We start from the raw sequence: 15,847 nt of genomic DNA, 5'->3' as shown, positions 1-15,847 counted from the left end.
CGGCCTCTCCCCGAACGTCGTAGATACGGCCTCTCCCCGCAGGAAGCGCAGCGCGCCCCCTACCCCAGCCCTCCCCGACGGAGTCGGTCCCGCGCCTCCATCAGTGCGAAGCCCAGCAGGTTCGGCCCCCGCCAGCGCTCCGGGTCGGCGGCGCCCTCGTCCGTCGCCGCGAGGCCGATGCCCCAGACGCGGTCCACCGGGCTGGCCTCCACCAGGACCCGCTCGCCCGTGCCCAGCAGGAAGTCCCGCAGCTCGGGGTGGGCGGAGAACTTGTGCACGCTGCCCTCGACCACGATCGCGAACCGCTCCCGCCGCCAGATCTCCTCGTCGAAGGAGCGGACCAGCCGTCCGGCCTTCTTCGCCAGGGAGGGGTGGTCGGCCGCCAGCACCTGCTCCAGCGCCGGCCCGTCGTCGAAGAGGCGCGCCTTGCCGGCCATCATCCAGTGCTCCGCCGTCCGGTAGGTCACGCCGTCCACCGTGAACGGCGCCGGCCACCACTGGCTCAGGCAGCCCGCGCCCGCCGTGCCGTCCGGCCGCGGCCGGTGCCCCCAGAAGTGCAGGTACTTCACTTTCGCCCCCGCGCGCACGGCGCTGACCAGGGTGTCCCGCGAATCGATCTTCCCCATGCATGCGAGTCTGGCAGTCACCACTGACACTCCGTCCTCCCTTTTCCATGTCGACTCGACACCTGGTCGACAGATTCCGTCGCGTAACCGAAAGGCAACAACGGAATCACTTGTAGGGAACCATTGCCTCTGTCAGGATCGGCATTCAAATCGAGCTGGAGCTACGCCATGAGCGCCCCTGAACATCAGCGGGGCGGCGGCGGAGGAGAGCGAGAGCGACATGCAGAATCCGGGCAGCGAGACCCCGGACCGGTTTCCGGCGCAGGAACGGTTCGCGGACGGCGCGCAGTTCATCGGCGGCCGGCTGACCAAGGGCACATCGGGCCGTACCCACACCGTGATCGACCCGGCCACCGGCGAGGACGTCCTCGTCTACGAACTGGCCGGGACCGACGACGTGGACGCGGCCGTGGCCGCCGCGCGCGAGGCGTTCCCCGCCTGGGCCGCGGCCACCCCGGGCGAGCGCTCCGACGCCCTGCACCGGTTCGCCGCCGTGCTCGCGGAGCGGGCCGAGGACTTCGCCCGCGCCGAGTCCCTCCAGTGCGGCAAGCCGCTGAAGCTGACGCGCGAGTTCGACGTGCCGGGCACGATCGACAACACCGCCTTCTTCGCGGGCGCGGCCCGGCACCTCCAGGGCCAGTCCGCCGGCGAGTACTCGGGCGACCACACGTCGTACGTCCGCCGCGAGCCCATCGGCGTGGTCGGCTCCATCGCGCCCTGGAACTATCCGCTCCAGATGGCCGCCTGGAAGGTCCTGCCGGCGATCGCGGCCGGCAACACGATCGTCCTGAAGCCCGCCGAACTCACGCCGTTGACCGCGCTGCTGTTCGCGCAGGCCGCGACGGACGCGGGGATCCCGGACGGCGTGATCAACATCGTCACCGGCACCGGAAAGGAGGCCGGCGAGCACCTGGTCGGCCACCCGGACGTCGTGATGACCTCGTTCACCGGCTCCACCGCCGTCGGCAAGCGGGTCGCGGAGGTCGCGACCGCCACCGTCAAGCGGCTCCACCTGGAGCTGGGCGGCAAGGCCCCCTTCCTCGTGTTCGACGACGCCGACGTCGAGGCCGCCGCCAACGGCGCGGTCGCGGGGGCGCTCATCAACACCGGCCAGGACTGCACGGCCGCCACCCGCGCGTACGTGCAGCGGCCCCTGTACGACGAGTTCGTCGAGCGCACGGCCGCCCTCATGGAGAGCGTCCGGCTCGGCGACCCGTTCGCCCCCGGCACCGACCTCGGCCCGCTGATCTCGCACGTCCAGCGCGACCGGGTGGCCGGCTTCGTCGACCGGGCGCGCGGCTACGCGCGCGTGGTGACCGGAGGGGAGTCTCCGCAGGACGCGCTGAAGGACGGCGCGTACTACCGCCCCACCCTGATCGCGGACGCGCCCCAGGACAGCGAGGTCGTCCAGGCGGAGATCTTCGGCCCCGTCCTCGTCGTCCTGCCCTTCGACACCGACGACGAGGGCATCCGGCTCGCCAACGACACCCCGTACGGGCTCGCGGCCTCGGCCTGGAGCCGGGACGTCTACCGGGCCAATCGCGCGACCCGCGAGATCAAGGCGGGGTGCGTCTGGGTGAACGACCACATTCCGATCATCAGCGAGATGCCGCACGGCGGATACAAGGCGTCCGGCTTCGGCAAGGACATGTCGGCGTATTCGTTCGAGGAATACACGCAGATCAAGCACGTCATGTTCGACAACACCGCGGTGGCCAGGAAGGACTGGCACCGCACCGTCTTCGGGGACAGATAGCAGAACGTAGAACGTGGCGGACCGCTCCGGGCGGCCGTCACCTCCCGAAAGGGCAGCACGCGCATGGAGCAGTACGAGCCCGACCGCCTGTCACCGGCCGTAGCGGCCGCCGTGCGGCGCAGTTACCGCAACGGACGGGCCGCCATGACCCGCCGTTCGCTGCTGCGCGCCTCCGCGGGCGGCGCGCTCGCCGTCGGTGGCCTGGCGGCGCTGAGCGGCTGCGGCATCCCCGCGGCCGGCAAGACGCAGGGCGGCGTCTCCGCCGACGACCACTCGGCCAAGGAGAAGGTGGTCAACTTCTCCAACTGGCCCGAGTACATCGACGTGGACGACAGCGGCAAGCACCATCCGACCCTGGACACGTTCCGCACGCGGACCGGCATCACGGTCAAGTACACCGAGGACATCAACGACAACGACGAGTTCTTCGGCAAGATCCAGCCGCAGCTCGCCGCGGGCCAGGACACCGGCCGTGACCTCGTGGTGCTGACCGACTGGCTGGCCGCCCGCATGGTGCGCCTCGGCTACGTGCAGAAGCTGGACGCGTCCAATCTGCCGCACGCCTTCGCCAACCTCTCCGACCAGTTCCGCTCCCCGGACTGGGACCCGGGCCGCGCGTACTCGTACGTGTGGCAGGGCATCTCGACCGTCGTCGCCTACAACAAGAAGGCGCTCGACGGCGTCGAGGTGAAGTCGGTCTCCGACCTGCTGGACAACCCCGCCCTCAAGGGCCGGGTGGGCCTGCTCACCGAGATGCGCGACACCGTCGGCATGACCATGCTCGACATGGGCCTGGACCCGGCGAAGTTCTCCGACGACGACTACGACAAGGTGATCGCCCGGATCCAGAAGGCCGTCGACAAGGGCCAGATCCGCCGCTTCACCGGCAACGACTACACGTCGGACCTGAGCAAGGGCGACCTGGCCGCCTGCATCGCCTGGGGCGGCGACATCGTGCAGCTCCAGTCGGACAACCCGGACGTCGCCTATGTCATCCCCGACAGCGGCTACATGACGTCCACCGACAACCTCATGATCCCCAACAAGGCACGCCACAAGACCAACGCCGAGCGGCTCATCGACTTCTACTACGAGCCGGAGCCGGCCGCCCAGCTCTCCGCCTACGTGAACTACGTGAGCCCGGTCGCGGACGTGAAGCCGTACCTTGCCAAGATCGACAAGTCCGCGGCCGACAACCCGCTGATCCTCCCCGACAAGGCCATGCAGGCGAAGTCCGTCGCCTTCCGTGCGCTGAGCTCGAAGGAAGAGACGGCGTACCAGGCGAAGTTCACGAAGCTCACAGGGGCGTGACGACCATGACGACAGACAACAGCGGCGACGTCCGCCTCTCCGGGATCAGCAAGACCTACGGCGCCTTCACCGCCGTGCACCCGCTCGACCTGACCGTGCCGCAGGGCTCCTTCTTCGCCCTGCTCGGCGCGTCCGGCTGCGGCAAGACCACCACCCTGCGCATGATCGCCGGCCTGGAGGAACCTTCCTCCGGGTCCGTGCACCTCGGCGACCAGGAGGTCACCCACCTCCCGCCGTACAAACGACCGGTGAACACGGTCTTCCAGTCCTACGCCCTCTTCCCGCACCTCGACATCTTCGAGAACGTCGCCTTCGGTCTGCGCCGGCGCGGCATCAAGAGCGTGAAGAAGCAGGTCGAGGACATGCTGGAGCTGGTCCAGCTCGGCGAGCAGGCGCGCAAGAAGCCGCACCAGCTCTCCGGCGGCCAGCAGCAGCGTGTCGCCGTGGCCCGCGCGCTGATCAACCACCCCAAGGTGCTGCTGCTCGACGAGCCGCTCGGCGCCCTCGACCTCAAGCTGCGCCGCCAGATGCAGCTGGAGCTCAAGCGCATCCAGACCGAGGTGGGCATCACCTTCGTCCACGTCACGCACGACCAGGAGGAGGCCATGACCATGGCCGACACGGTCGCCGTGATGAACGCCGGACGCGTCGAGCAGCTCGGCGCGCCCAGCGACCTCTACGAGAACCCGCAGACCACGTTCGTCGCCAACTTCCTCGGCACCTCGAACCTGATCGAGGCGGAGATCGACACCCGCAGCGGCGAGGACATCGTCCTCAAGGCCGGCGGCGGCAAGCTCGTCCTGCCCCGCACCCGGTGCTCCGCGCCCGGCACGACCGGCGGCAAGGTGCTCGTCGGCGTCCGCCCGGAGAAGATCACCCTCACCCACGCCGACGACGCGGGCGAGATCGCCGAGGGCCGCAACCGCATCACCGGCAAGATCGCCGACTCCAGCTTCATCGGCGTGTCCACGCAGTACGTCATCGACAGCCCGGTCTGTCCGGAGTTCGAGGTCTACGCCCAGAACATCGACCGGGACGCGCGACTGGTGCCCGGCGCCGACGTCGTCCTGCACTGGAACCCGGCGCACACCTTCGGCCTGGACCCCGCGCAGGACATCGACGCCGGGGTCGACGCGGGGGAGGAGGCCGCCTGATGGCCGCCGTCACCGAGGCGCCACCCCTGGCGCCCGCGCCCGAGAAGAAGCCGCCGCGCAAGCGCGGCCGCTTCACCCCCTACTGGCTGCTGCTGCCCGGTATCCTGTGGCTGCTGATCTTCTTCGCGGCGCCGATGATCTACCAGGCGTCCACGTCCGTGCAGACGGGCTCCCTCGAAGAGGGCTACAAGGTCACCTGGCACTTCGCGACCTACTGGGACGCGCTGTCCTCGTACTGGCCGCAGTTCCTGCGGTCGGTGTTCTACGCCGCCTCCGCGACCGTGCTGTGCCTGCTGCTCGGCTACCCGCTGGCGTATCTGATCGCCTTCCGCGCGGGCCGCTGGCGCAACCTGATCATGATCCTGGTGATCGCGCCGTTCTTCACCAGCTTCCTGATCCGCACGCTGGCCTGGAAGACGATCCTCGCGGACAACGGCCCGGTCGTGCACACGCTGAACTCGCTGCACATCCTGAGCCTCACCGACTGGCTCGGCTGGACGGCCGGCGACCGCGTCCTCGCCACCCCGCTCGCGGTGGTGTGCGGTCTGACGTACAACTTCCTGCCGTTCATGATCCTTCCGCTCTACACCTCGCTGGAGCGGATCGACGGACGCCTCCACGAGGCCGCGGGCGACCTGTACGCCAAGCCGTTCACCACCTTCCGCAAGGTCACCTTCCCGCTGTCGATGCCGGGCGTCGTCTCCGGCACGCTGCTGACCTTCATCCCGGCCGCCGGCGACTACGTCAACGCCGAACTGCTCGGATCCACCGACACCCGCATGGTCGGCAACGTCATCCAGGCCCAGTTCCTGAGAGTCCTCGACTATCCGACCGCCGCGGCCCTGTCCTTCATTCTGATGGCGGCGATCCTTCTGATGGTCACCTTCTACATCCGCAGGTCCGGCACGGAGGATCTGGTTTAAATGACCTTCGTCAACTGGCTCAAGCGCAACCTCGTCGTCATCGCGGGCCTCGCCACCCTCGGCTACCTGCTGCTGCCGAACGTCATCGTGACGGTGTTCTCCTTCAACAAGCCGAAGGGGCGCTTCAACTACGAGTGGCAGCAGTTCTCCACCGACGCCTGGCAGCACCCCTGCGGAGTGGCCGGCATGTGCGGGTCGCTCTCCCTCAGCCTCCAGATCGCCGTGTGGGCGACCATCGGCGCCACCGTCCTCGGCACGATGATCGCCTTCGCCCTGGTCCGCTACCGCTTCCGCGCGCGCGGCGCGATCAACTCGCTGATCTTCCTGCCGATGGCGATGCCCGAGGTCGTCATGGCGGCCTCGCTGCTCACCCTCTTCCTCAACCTGGGCGCGCAGCTCGGCTTCTACACCATCCTCATCGCCCACATCATGTTCTGCCTGAGCTTCGTCGTCACGGCGGTCAAGGCACGCGTGATGTCGATGGACCCGCGCCTGGAACAGGCCGCCCAGGACCTCTACGCCGGTCCCGTGCAGACCTTCCTGCGGGTCACCCTGCCGATCGCGGCACCCGGCATCGCCGCGGGCGCGCTGCTCGCCTTCGCGCTCTCCTTCGACGACTTCATCATCACCAACTTCAACGCCGGCTCGACCGTGACCTTCCCGATGTTCGTCTGGGGCTCCGCGCAGCGCGGCACGCCCGTGCAGATCAACGTCATCGGTACGGCCATGTTCCTGGTCGCCGTGCTCTTCGTCCTCGCCTCGATGGTCATCGGCAACCGCAAGGGCAGGCAGAAGGCATAGCGGCGGCGGCCCGCACCTCCGGGGACGGTCCCCGGGCAGCACCATCACGCACACCCTCGTAGGGAGTTGAAATCATGGCCCCTAGCGCCATGAGCCTTGGCACCGACTGCATCAGATCTCTTTCCGACGCCCAGCCGGTCCCGTACTGGCTGGACGACCCCGGCAAGCCCCGCCCCGAGCCCGCGCTCACCGGCGCCGAGACCTGCGACCTGCTGGTCGTCGGCGGCGGGTACAGCGGACTGTGGACCGCGCTCCTGGCCAAGGAGCGCGACCCCGGGCGGGACGTCGTACTGCTGGAGGGCCACGAGGTGGGCTGGGCCGCCTCGGGCCGCAACGGCGGCTTCTGCGCCGCCTCCCTCACCCACGGGCTGCCCAACGGGCTGGCCCGCTGGCCCGAGGAGATCCACCGCCTGGAGGAGCTGGGCGCCCGCAATCTCGACGGGATCGAGCAGGCGGTCGCCCGCTACTCGCTCGACTGCGACTTCGAGCGCACCGGCGAGATCGACGTCGCCACCGAGCCCTACCAGGCCGAGGAACTGCACGACTGGCACCGGGAGATGAAGGACCGGGGACTCGCCGGCGACGTCGAGTTCCTGGACGCCGACGCGGTCCGCGCGCAGGTGAACTCGCCGACCTTCGAGGCGGGTCTGTGGGACCGCCGGGGCGTCGCCATGCTGCACCCCGCCAAGCTCGCCTGGGGCCTCAAACGGGCCTGCCGCGAGCTCGGTGTGCGGCTGTACGAGCACACCCCCGCCCTCGCCCTCAAGCGGTTCGGCGCGGGGATGGCCGTGCGCACGCCGTACGGCTCGGTGCGCGCCCGGCAGGTCGCGCTCGGCACCAACATCTTCCCCAACCTGGTCAAGCGGGTGCGCTCGTACACCGTGCCGGTCTACGACTACGCCCTGATGACCGAGCCGCTCACCGCCGAGCAGCTCGCCTCGATCGGCTGGTCGGGCCGGCAGGGCCTCGGCGACAGCGCCAACCAGTTCCACTACTTCCGGCTGTCCGCGGACAACCGGATCCTGTGGGGCGGGTACGACGCCGTCTATCCGTACGGCGGCCGGGTGCGCCGCGAGTACGACGACCGGCCGGAGACCTACGCCAAGCTCGCCGCGCACTTCTTCACCTGCTTCCCGCAGCTCGCGGGCGTCCGCTTCACGCACGCGTGGGGCGGCGCCATCGACACCTGCTCGCGGTTCTCGGCGTTCTTCGGCACCGCCCACCAGGGCAAGGTGGCGTACGCCGCGGGCTTCACCGGACTCGGCGTGGGCGCCACCCGGTTCGGCGCGGACGTGATGCTCGACCTGCTGTCGGGGGAGCGGACCGAGCGCACCGAGCTGGCGATGGTGCGCACCAAGCCGCTGCCCTTCCCGCCCGAGCCGTTCGCCTGGACCGGCATCGCGCTCACCAAGTGGTCGCTGGCCCGCGCCGACGCGCACGGCGGGCAGCGCAACCTGTGGCTGCGGACCATGGACAAGCTGGGGCTCGGTTTCGACAGCTGACGACAAATTTCCGGAGCTGACGGCAATTTTCCGGCGCAACCCGCGTAATGCTCGCGCACGACCTCCCTCTCCCTCCTGACGCGATCGGCGTCGACGAGGAAGAGGGAGGTCGTCGCATGACAGGGGCGAAGCCGGCCGTGGAGTGGCTGGCATCGGTGGCGCCGGACCCCGAGGCGTGCCGCTGGGAGTGGGAGCGCAATCCGCACGGGGTGGCGCTGCTGCCCGCGGGGCGGGCCTGGGACGTCCTGATCCTCCCGGCCGGGCTCGGCTATCCGACGCTCGACGTGCTGACCCGGGTTCTCGACCAACCCGGCCCGGTGCTGGTCGACTTCGGAGACGAGCGGATGGGGTTCTTCGTGCCGCCGGGCACCGCGGCCCGCTGGCTGGGCACCGGCATCCGCACGGCGGGGGCCGGCACCTGGATCGTGGTGCCGTACCCGGGGAGGGCGACGGGCGGGGTCCGCTGGCTGGTCGCGCCGGACGGCTCGGGCACCCTCACCGACCCCGCGCTGCTCGAACTCGCGATGCACGAGGCGGCCGCCGCGCTGGCCGCCGAGGCCGTCGGCGCCCCGGGCGCCGAGAGCGCCGAGGACGGCGACGGAGGTCGCAGGACTTGACAACCACAATTGGTCTGGACCAAGTTGTTCGCGCTCCTCACCTCCAATTCCCCCATGCCCGGAGGCACTTGTGGATCGCAGCGGACCCAGATCCCTCCTCACCCTGGTCACGGCGGCCCTGCTGGCCGTGCCCGGTGTCACCGCGCTGTCGTCGGCCGCCCACGCGGCCGACGCGGACCTCGCCCGCAACGGCGGCTTCGAGTCCGGCCTCGACGGCTGGAGTTGCAGCGGCGCGACCACCGTCGCGAGCCCCGTGCACAGCGGCAGCGCGGCACTTCAGGCCACCCCCAGCGGCAGCGACTACGCCCAGTGCGCGCAGACCGTGACCGTGCAGCCCAACTCCCAGTACACGCTGTCGGGTTACGTGCGCGGCGCGTACGTCTACCTCGGCGCGACCGGCACCGGCACCACCGACGTGTCCACCTGGACCCCGTCGGCCGCCGACTGGCAGAAGCTGACCACCACCTTCACCACCGGCGCCGCCACCACCCAGGTCACGATCTACACCCACGGCTGGTACGGCACCGGCGCCTACGGGGCCGACGACATCTCCCTGGTCGGCCCCGGCGCCACCGCGAGCCAGCCGCCCGCCGCGCCGACCGGCCTCACGGCGGGCTCCGTCACCTCCTCCAGCGTGGCCCTCACCTGGTCCGCGGCCAGTGGCGCCACCGGCTACTCCGTCTACCGCGACGGGGTCAAGGTCCAGACGGCGAGCGGCACTTCGGCCACCGTCAGCGGGCTCAGCGCCGCCACGGCGTACTCCTTCCAGGTCACCGCGACCAACGCGGCGGGCGAGTCGGCGAAGTCCGCCGCCGTCGCCGTGACCACCGCCTCGGGCGGCTCCACCGGCGGAGGCGGCGGCACCGACCTGCCCACCCACGCCCTGACCGGCTATCTGCACGCCAGCTTCGCCAACGGCTCCGGCTACACCCGCATGGCCGACGTGCCCGACAGTTGGGACATCATCGACCTGGCCTTCGGTGAACCCACCTCGCCCACCTCCGGCGACATCCGCTTCAACCGGTGCTCGGTCAGCGAGTGCCCGAGCGTGGAGAGCGACGCCGACTTCAAGGCCGCGATCAAGGCCAAGCAGGCGGCCGGCAAGAAGGTGCTGATCTCGATCGGCGGCCAGAACGGCCAGGTGCAGCTGACCACCACGGCGGCCCGCGACACCTTCGTCTCCTCGGTCTCGAACATCATCGACACCTACGGCCTCGACGGGCTCGACATCGACTTCGAGGGCCACTCGCTCTCACTGGACGCGAGCGACACCGACTTCAAGAACCCCACCACGCCGGTGATCGTCAACCTGATCTCGGCGCTGAAGACCCTGAAGGCCAAGTACGGCTCGAAGTTCGTGCTGACCATGGCCCCGGAGACGTTCTTCGTGCAGATGGGCTACCAGTACTACGGCACCGGCAAGTGGGGCGGCCAGGACCCGCGCTGCGGCGCCTACCTGCCGGTCATCTACGCCCTGCGCGACGACCTGACCCTGCTGCACGTCCAGGACTACAACTCGGGTTCGATCATGGGCCTCGACAACCAGTACCACTCCATGGGCGGCGCCGACTTCCACATCGCCATGACCGACATGCTGCTCACGGGCTTCCCCGTCGCCGGTGACACCACCAACGTCTTCCCGGCGCTCCGCCCCGACCAGGTGGCCATCGGGATGCCGGCCTCGACCAACGCGGGCAACGGCTACGTCGCCCCGGCCGAGGTCACCAAGACGCTCAACTGCCTGACGAAGAAGACCGACTGCGGCTCGTACACCACCCATGGCACCTGGCCCGCGCTGCGCGGCCTGATGACGTGGTCGATCAACTGGGACCGCTTCTCCAACTGGGAGTTCCAGAAGAACTTCGACGCCTACTTCGGCTGAGACCCGCCCCTGCCCGCCCCGTCGCCAGGGCGAGCAGGGTCAGCAGCACCGTGCCGAGGCATCCGCTGGCCACGACGTCCAGTGGCCAGTGGTAGCCCCGCCGTACGAGACCGAAGGCGACCGCGAGGACCAGCGCCGCCGCGCCGGCGACCAGGCCCCGGCGGGCCCGGCGGGTGCGCAGCCAGGGCAGCAGGAGCAGGGCGGCGGCACCGTAGGCCACCATGGCCGTCGCGGTGTGCCCGGACGGGTAGTAGCCCGTGCCGGGCGGCACGGCGGGGGTGCCGCCGCGGTCCGTCCACTCCTTCAGAGGTACGACCAGTGCCGGGACCAGAGTCATCACCGTGGCGCCCGCGGCCGGTGGGAGCCACCAGCGGGGAAGGCCGGCACGTCGGCCGCGTGCTCCGGCACACACCAGCGCGATGGCCAGCACGACCACCGCGACCTGCATGTTCCCGAGGTCCGAGAGGAGTTCGGAGGCGCGGTCCGGATGCACCAGGGCATGGCTCGCGCGCTCGTCGAGGCGCACCAGCGGGCCATCGGTGACGACCTGCCAGGTGATCAGCGCGAAGACGGCCGTGGGAACGGCCAGCAGCAGCGTGAGGAGAAAGGAGGTCGGCCGCCCCGGAACAGGGGGGGTGGTTCCGAGGCGGCCGTCCGGATCGGAATGCCGCGCGTCCCGGGGGGTTTGGGACGAGCGGCTGTCCGATCGGTGAGGAGATCCGGAGTGTGAGCCTCCGGTTGTGTGCGCCAGGGCACGACCAGGTCGAAGCTGGGGAGGCCCCGGCCTGGCGTCGCCCACAGTCCCCTGTGGGCGGGGTGTATCTCTCATCTGTTCAGAACCTACGGCAGGGGGTGGGGCGAGGACAGGCGGAAACGCGTCCCGTCATCCACCTCGCACACCTTCTTCACACGCTCTGACGCCGACCGCCCCAGCCCGTGCGCGCGGTGTGCGCGGGGGCTGGGGCGGCTGTGACGTCAGAGGTACCGACCAGTGGTGACGGCCGGGGGCGAGGCTCGGGGGCCCCGCGGGGCCACCGGCGGCCTCAGACGCCGGCGAACGCCTGCTCGATGATGTCGAGACCCTCGTTCAGCAGGTCCTCGCCGATCACCAGCGGGGGCAGGAAGCGCAGCACGTTGCCGTAGGTGCCACAGGTCAGGACCAGCAGGCCCTCCTGGTGGCAGGCCTTGGCGAGCGCGGCGGCCGCCTCCGGGTGGGGCTCCTTGGTGGCGCGGTCCTTGACCAGCTCGATGGCGATCATGGCGCCACGGCCGCGGATCTCGCCGATCGCGTCGAACTTCTCGGCCATGGCGGCGAGGCGGGCCTTCATGATCGCCTCGATGTTCTTCGCCTTGGCGTTGAGGTCGAGCTCCTTCATCGTCTCGATCGCGCCGAGCGCACCGGCGCAGGCGACCGGGTTGCCGCCGTAGGTGCCGCCGAGGCCGCCCGCGTGGGCGGAGTCCATGATCTCGGCGCGGCCGGTGACGGCGGCGAGCGGCAGACCGCCCGCGATGCCCTTGGCCGTGGTGATCAGGTCCGGGACGATGCCCTCGTCCTCACACGCGAACCACTGGCCGGTGCGGCAGAAGCCGGACTGGATCTCGTCCGCGACGAAGACGATGCCGTTGTCGGCCGCGAACTGGCGGATCGCCGGCAGGAAGCCCTTGGCGGGCTCGATGAAGCCGCCCTCGCCGAGCACCGGCTCGATGATGATCGCGGCGACGTTGTCGGCGCCGACCTGCTTGGTGATCTGGTCGATGGCCTGCGCGGCGGCCTCCGGGCCCGCGTTCTCGGCGCCGGTCGGCCAGCGGTAGCCGTAGGCCACCGGCACGCGGTAGACCTCGGGCGCGAACGGCCCGAAGCCGTTCTTGTACGGCATGTTCTTCGCCGTGAGCGCCATCGTCAGGTTGGTGCGGCCGTGGTAGCCGTGGTCGAAGACGACGACCGCCTGGCGCTTGGTGTACGCGCGGGCGATCTTGACGGCGTTCTCGACGGCCTCGGCGCCGCTGTTGAACAGGGCCGACTTCTTGGCGTGGTCGCCCGGCGTCAGCTCGGCGAGGGCCTCGGCGACCGCCACGTAGCCCTCGTAGGGGGTGACCATGAAACAGGTGTGGGTGAAGTCGGCGAGCTGGGCCGCGGCGCGGCGCACGACGGCCTCGGCCGAGGCGCCCACGGAGGTCACGGCGATGCCGGAACCGAAGTCGATGAGGCGGTTGCCGTCGACGTCCTCGATGATGCCGCCGCCGGCGCGGGTGACGAAGACCGGCAGCGTGGAGCCCACGCCCTGCGCGACCGCGGCGAGGCGGCGGGTCTGAAGTTCCTGCGACTTCGGGCCGGGAATGGCGGTGACGACGCTGCGCTCCTGCGGGATTGCGGTCATGGGGGGCTCCCTGAAGATCTTGCGTACCCGGTCTCCCGGCGGCGCGGGAATTCCGGGTGGGCGTTTTTCGGACGCTTTCCTTCTTTTCTCGCAGGCTAGGACGGGGAGCGGGAGCTGGGCATGCTCCATGTGGGCGTTGTCCGCGACCCCGGTTGTCCGCCGTGGACATAGAGCGGACCCGGATCGGACAGGACGGCACACCGACGCGGGGCCGCGCCATCGGTGAACTCCCCTTGCCGTGGCGTTAGATTGGCCCGCGGACGGGTGACGGAGCGGCTGGTCAGGGGGCGCAGGCGATGGAGAGCGACGGGACGCAGGACGCGCGGGGCACACACGCCAACCCCGTGCCGCGTCCGGCGGGGCCGGCCGACGGTCCGCCGATGCCGAAGGAGGCGCCCAGGACACCGTCCCGGCCGACCGCGCCCCCGGCCGCGGGCGGACCGGCCCACGGCCCGCGGACACCCGTCGCGGACTGGCTCGACGCGCCCCGCCCCGCCGCCGGCCCCGGCATCTGGCGCCACGGCTACCGCGCGCCACGGCCGACGTCGGGCCGCGGCCGGCTCTCCCCGGTCACCATCGTCGGCCTGCTGGTCCCGCTGGTCGCCGCGCTGCTCATCTGGTCCCTGTGGCGGCACGGCAGCATCCCCTACCAGTGGGCGGTCATCCGGCTGTTCACCCCCTCCGACTGGTGGTGGGGCGGCACCAGCACCCCCAAGGGCAAGGGCGTCGAGGCCGTCACCGTCGCCGACGGCGTCTTCTTCGCGCTGCTCGTGTGGACCATGGGCCGCCTCGGCGCCTGGCCCGAGATCGTCCGGCACGTCGTCACCCGCCGCGCGCAGCCCGCGCGCGCCCTGTTCGCCGCGCTCGGCGCCCTGATCACCCTCAGCTTCGTCTTCCCGGACGCCTTCCCCGGCGTCGGCTGGGACCCGCTGCCCGTCGTCGACCCGGTCTTCTCCCTCGTGGTCCTCGTCACCGGCGGCTACGACGTCTTCACCTCCCGGCTCTTCACCGACGGCCTCTACGCCCTCATCACCCTGCTGGTGCTGTGGCCCTTCGCCCGCATCGGCGGCTGGCGGTCCCTGGTCCGCGACGCCCTGGCCGCCCGCCGCGCCCGCGCCGCGGGCGTCCCCGAGCCCGCCGAGGAGGACAAGCCGGCCCGGTGGCCCCAGCTGCGCGAGGCAGGACAGCAGGCCGCCGCCGACCTGCTCACCGCCGAGGTGCTCGCCGGCCGGATGAACGACGTCGACTGCGCCCGCGTCACCCACGCCTGGAACGGGGCCCGCCGGCACGCCCGGATCGCCACCTTCACCGAGACCGTGCTCCGGCACGGCGCCGCCGCCTGGACCCACCCCTCCGGCGACCGCGACCTGCCCGCCCGCGCCGCCGCCCACGACGTGCTCACCCGGCAGGTGCGGATCGGGCAGTGGGCCCCCGCCGAACGCACCCCGGCCGCCTACCGCGGCGCCGGCGCCGCGCTCGGCCCCGACACCCTCGCCACCTCGCTGCTCGTCGTGGGCCCGGCCGGCTCCGGCAAGACCCGCAAGGTGATCGCCCCCGTCGTCGAGTCCCTCGCGCTCCAGGCGCTGACCCGGCGCTGCGCCGTCGTCGCGGTCGGCGCGGCCGCCACCCCGCTCGGCCCCGACGCGTCCTTCGACGTGCTGGTCCGGGTCGGCCACACCGACTCCGTCCACGACCTCGACCCCTACGCCGACTCCGAGGACCCCGACGAGGCCGCGGCGTTCCTCGCCGAGGCCCTCGCGGGCGACCTGGAGTCCGTCTCCGCCGAGCGGGCCACCACCGCGCTCGCCCAGCTCCTCGGCCCGCACCGGGCCGCCTTCGGACGCTTCCCCGACCTGCCCGAACTGCGCGACCTGCTGGAGGGCGAGCCCGCCGCGCTGACCCGGCTGCGGGACGCCCTCATGGCCGACGAGCACGCCGTCATGCGCCGCGAACTCGACGCCCGGCTGCGGCAGACCGGCACCGCCGCCGACCCCGGCCCGGCCCTCGCGGACCGGCTCGCGCTGCTCGACCGGCCGGCCTTCGCGGGCTTCTTCGGCGCGAGCGCGGCCCGGGACGCCGGCGCCCGGCCGTTCTCGCTGCGCGCCGTCGCCCACCATCCGCTGCGGGTCCGTGTCGACCTGCCCGAGCACGGCCACGAGGAGGCCGCACGGCTGATCGCCCGGCTGCTCCTCGCCCAGTTCTCCGCCGTCGTGCGCGGCCGCGACACCAGCCACTTCGCCGCCCTCGTCCTCGACGACGCCACCGGCACGGTCACCCCCGGCGCCGTCCGCCGCATCCAGGGGCTGCGCACCGAGAACGCGGGCGTCGTGCTCGCCCTGCGCACCGTCGGCGACGTGCCCGAGACCCTGCACGGCCCGCTCTACGGCGCCGTCGGCTGCCGTATGGCCCTCGCCGGGGTCACCACCTGGGACGGCAGCCGCTTCGCGCAGGCGTGGGGCACCGCCTGGGTGGAGACCCGGGACGTCGCCCAGCACACCGTCTTCGCCGACCAGCCCATGACCCGGGCCATCCACGCCCTGCGCAAGCTGGTCACCGGCAAGGCGGTCACCACGGAGGCGGTCACCGTGCGCCAGGTGGAACGGGAGCGGTGGTCCGCGTCCGAACTCGCCCACGAGGTGCCGCCGGGCCACGCGGTGCTCTCCCTGACCGACGCGCAGGGCGAGCACGCCCCGCCGTCCCTGGTGGACCTGCGGAGCTGAGCGGGGCCCCGCGCGCCGGGCACGGTGCCGCGCGCCGGGCACAGGGCCGCGCGCCGGGCACGGCCCGGTGCGCGCCGGTCCGGTGCATCCGCCCCGGCCGTGCCTTCGCACATCGGCGCGCACGGTGACCGTACGGTGAGGCAGAATCGGCACAGGCCGTTCATACGCGACGGCCAA

General features: G+C 71.4%; 12 protein-coding genes. 9 read left to right on the top strand and 3 right to left on the bottom strand.

What is annotated here, in order from left to right:
• Positions 1-59 precede the first annotated feature (59 nt).
• Positions 60-626: an NADAR family protein gene (locus WN71_RS34740; protein WP_046582357.1), complete on the bottom strand. Its 567-nt coding sequence runs from the start codon at positions 624-626 to the stop codon at positions 60-62.
• 220 nt (positions 627-846) lie between these two features.
• Between WN71_RS34740 and WN71_RS34735 the strand changes: the two genes are divergently transcribed.
• From WN71_RS34735 to WN71_RS34700, 8 genes are all read left to right on the top strand, one after another.
• Entirely contained in the window at positions 847-2,382 is a 1,536-nt protein-coding gene (locus WN71_RS34735) for a gamma-aminobutyraldehyde dehydrogenase (RefSeq protein ID WP_046582359.1), read from the top strand.
• A gap of 63 nt (positions 2,383-2,445) precedes the next feature.
• Positions 2,446-3,693 carry an ABC transporter substrate-binding protein gene (locus WN71_RS34730; RefSeq protein WP_046582361.1) on the top strand — a complete coding sequence of 416 codons (1,248 nt, stop codon included), beginning with the start codon at positions 2,446-2,448 and terminating at the stop codon, positions 3,691-3,693.
• Entirely contained in the window at positions 3,690-4,847 is a 1,158-nt protein-coding gene (locus WN71_RS34725; protein WP_046582364.1) for an ABC transporter ATP-binding protein, read from the top strand. The genes WN71_RS34730 and WN71_RS34725 overlap by 4 nt, the downstream gene beginning before the upstream one ends.
• Positions 4,847-5,770, top strand: coding sequence for an ABC transporter permease (locus WN71_RS34720; protein WP_046582366.1), 924 nt, complete (start codon positions 4,847-4,849; stop codon positions 5,768-5,770). Before WN71_RS34725 ends, WN71_RS34720 begins: the two co-directional genes overlap by 1 nt.
• Complete coding sequence (locus WN71_RS34715) at positions 5,771-6,571, top strand: ABC transporter permease (protein ID WP_046582368.1); 801 nt, start codon at positions 5,771-5,773, stop codon at positions 6,569-6,571.
• Between the two features lie 74 nt (positions 6,572-6,645).
• Positions 6,646-8,073, top strand: coding sequence for an NAD(P)/FAD-dependent oxidoreductase (locus WN71_RS34710; RefSeq protein WP_046582371.1), 1,428 nt, complete (start codon positions 6,646-6,648; stop codon positions 8,071-8,073).
• A gap of 116 nt (positions 8,074-8,189) precedes the next feature.
• The gene (locus WN71_RS34705) at positions 8,190-8,690 is read left to right on the top strand and encodes a hypothetical protein (protein WP_046582372.1); all 501 of its coding nucleotides are present in this window, start codon (positions 8,190-8,192) and stop codon (positions 8,688-8,690) included.
• A gap of 70 nt (positions 8,691-8,760) precedes the next feature.
• On the top strand, positions 8,761-10,572 hold the full coding sequence (locus tag WN71_RS34700) for a chitinase (protein WP_046582374.1): 1,812 nt from the start codon (positions 8,761-8,763) through the stop codon (positions 10,570-10,572).
• On the opposite strand, the gene WN71_RS34695 is transcribed toward WN71_RS34700, so the two are convergent.
• On the bottom strand, positions 10,511-11,161 hold the full coding sequence (locus tag WN71_RS34695) for a phosphatase PAP2 family protein (RefSeq protein ID WP_420856556.1): 651 nt from the start codon (positions 11,159-11,161) through the stop codon (positions 10,511-10,513). The genes WN71_RS34700 and WN71_RS34695 overlap by 62 nt on opposite strands.
• Positions 11,162-11,615: 454 nt before the next feature.
• The gene (gabT, locus tag WN71_RS34690) at positions 11,616-12,950 is read right to left on the bottom strand and encodes a 4-aminobutyrate--2-oxoglutarate transaminase (protein WP_046582376.1); all 1,335 of its coding nucleotides are present in this window, start codon (positions 12,948-12,950) and stop codon (positions 11,616-11,618) included.
• A gap of 296 nt (positions 12,951-13,246) precedes the next feature.
• On the opposite strand from gabT, the gene WN71_RS34685 reads away from it, so the two are divergent.
• Positions 13,247-15,670: a hypothetical protein gene (locus WN71_RS34685; RefSeq protein WP_046582378.1), complete on the top strand. Its 2,424-nt coding sequence runs from the start codon at positions 13,247-13,249 to the stop codon at positions 15,668-15,670.
• Positions 15,671-15,847: the final 177 nt, after the last annotated feature.

Origin of the sequence: Streptomyces mangrovisoli (assembly GCF_000974985.2) — a bacterium.
In the GTDB taxonomy this organism is placed as follows: Bacteria; Actinomycetota; Actinomycetes; order Streptomycetales; family Streptomycetaceae; genus Streptomyces; species Streptomyces mangrovisoli.
This window is presented reverse-complemented; position numbering and strand designations above follow the sequence as displayed.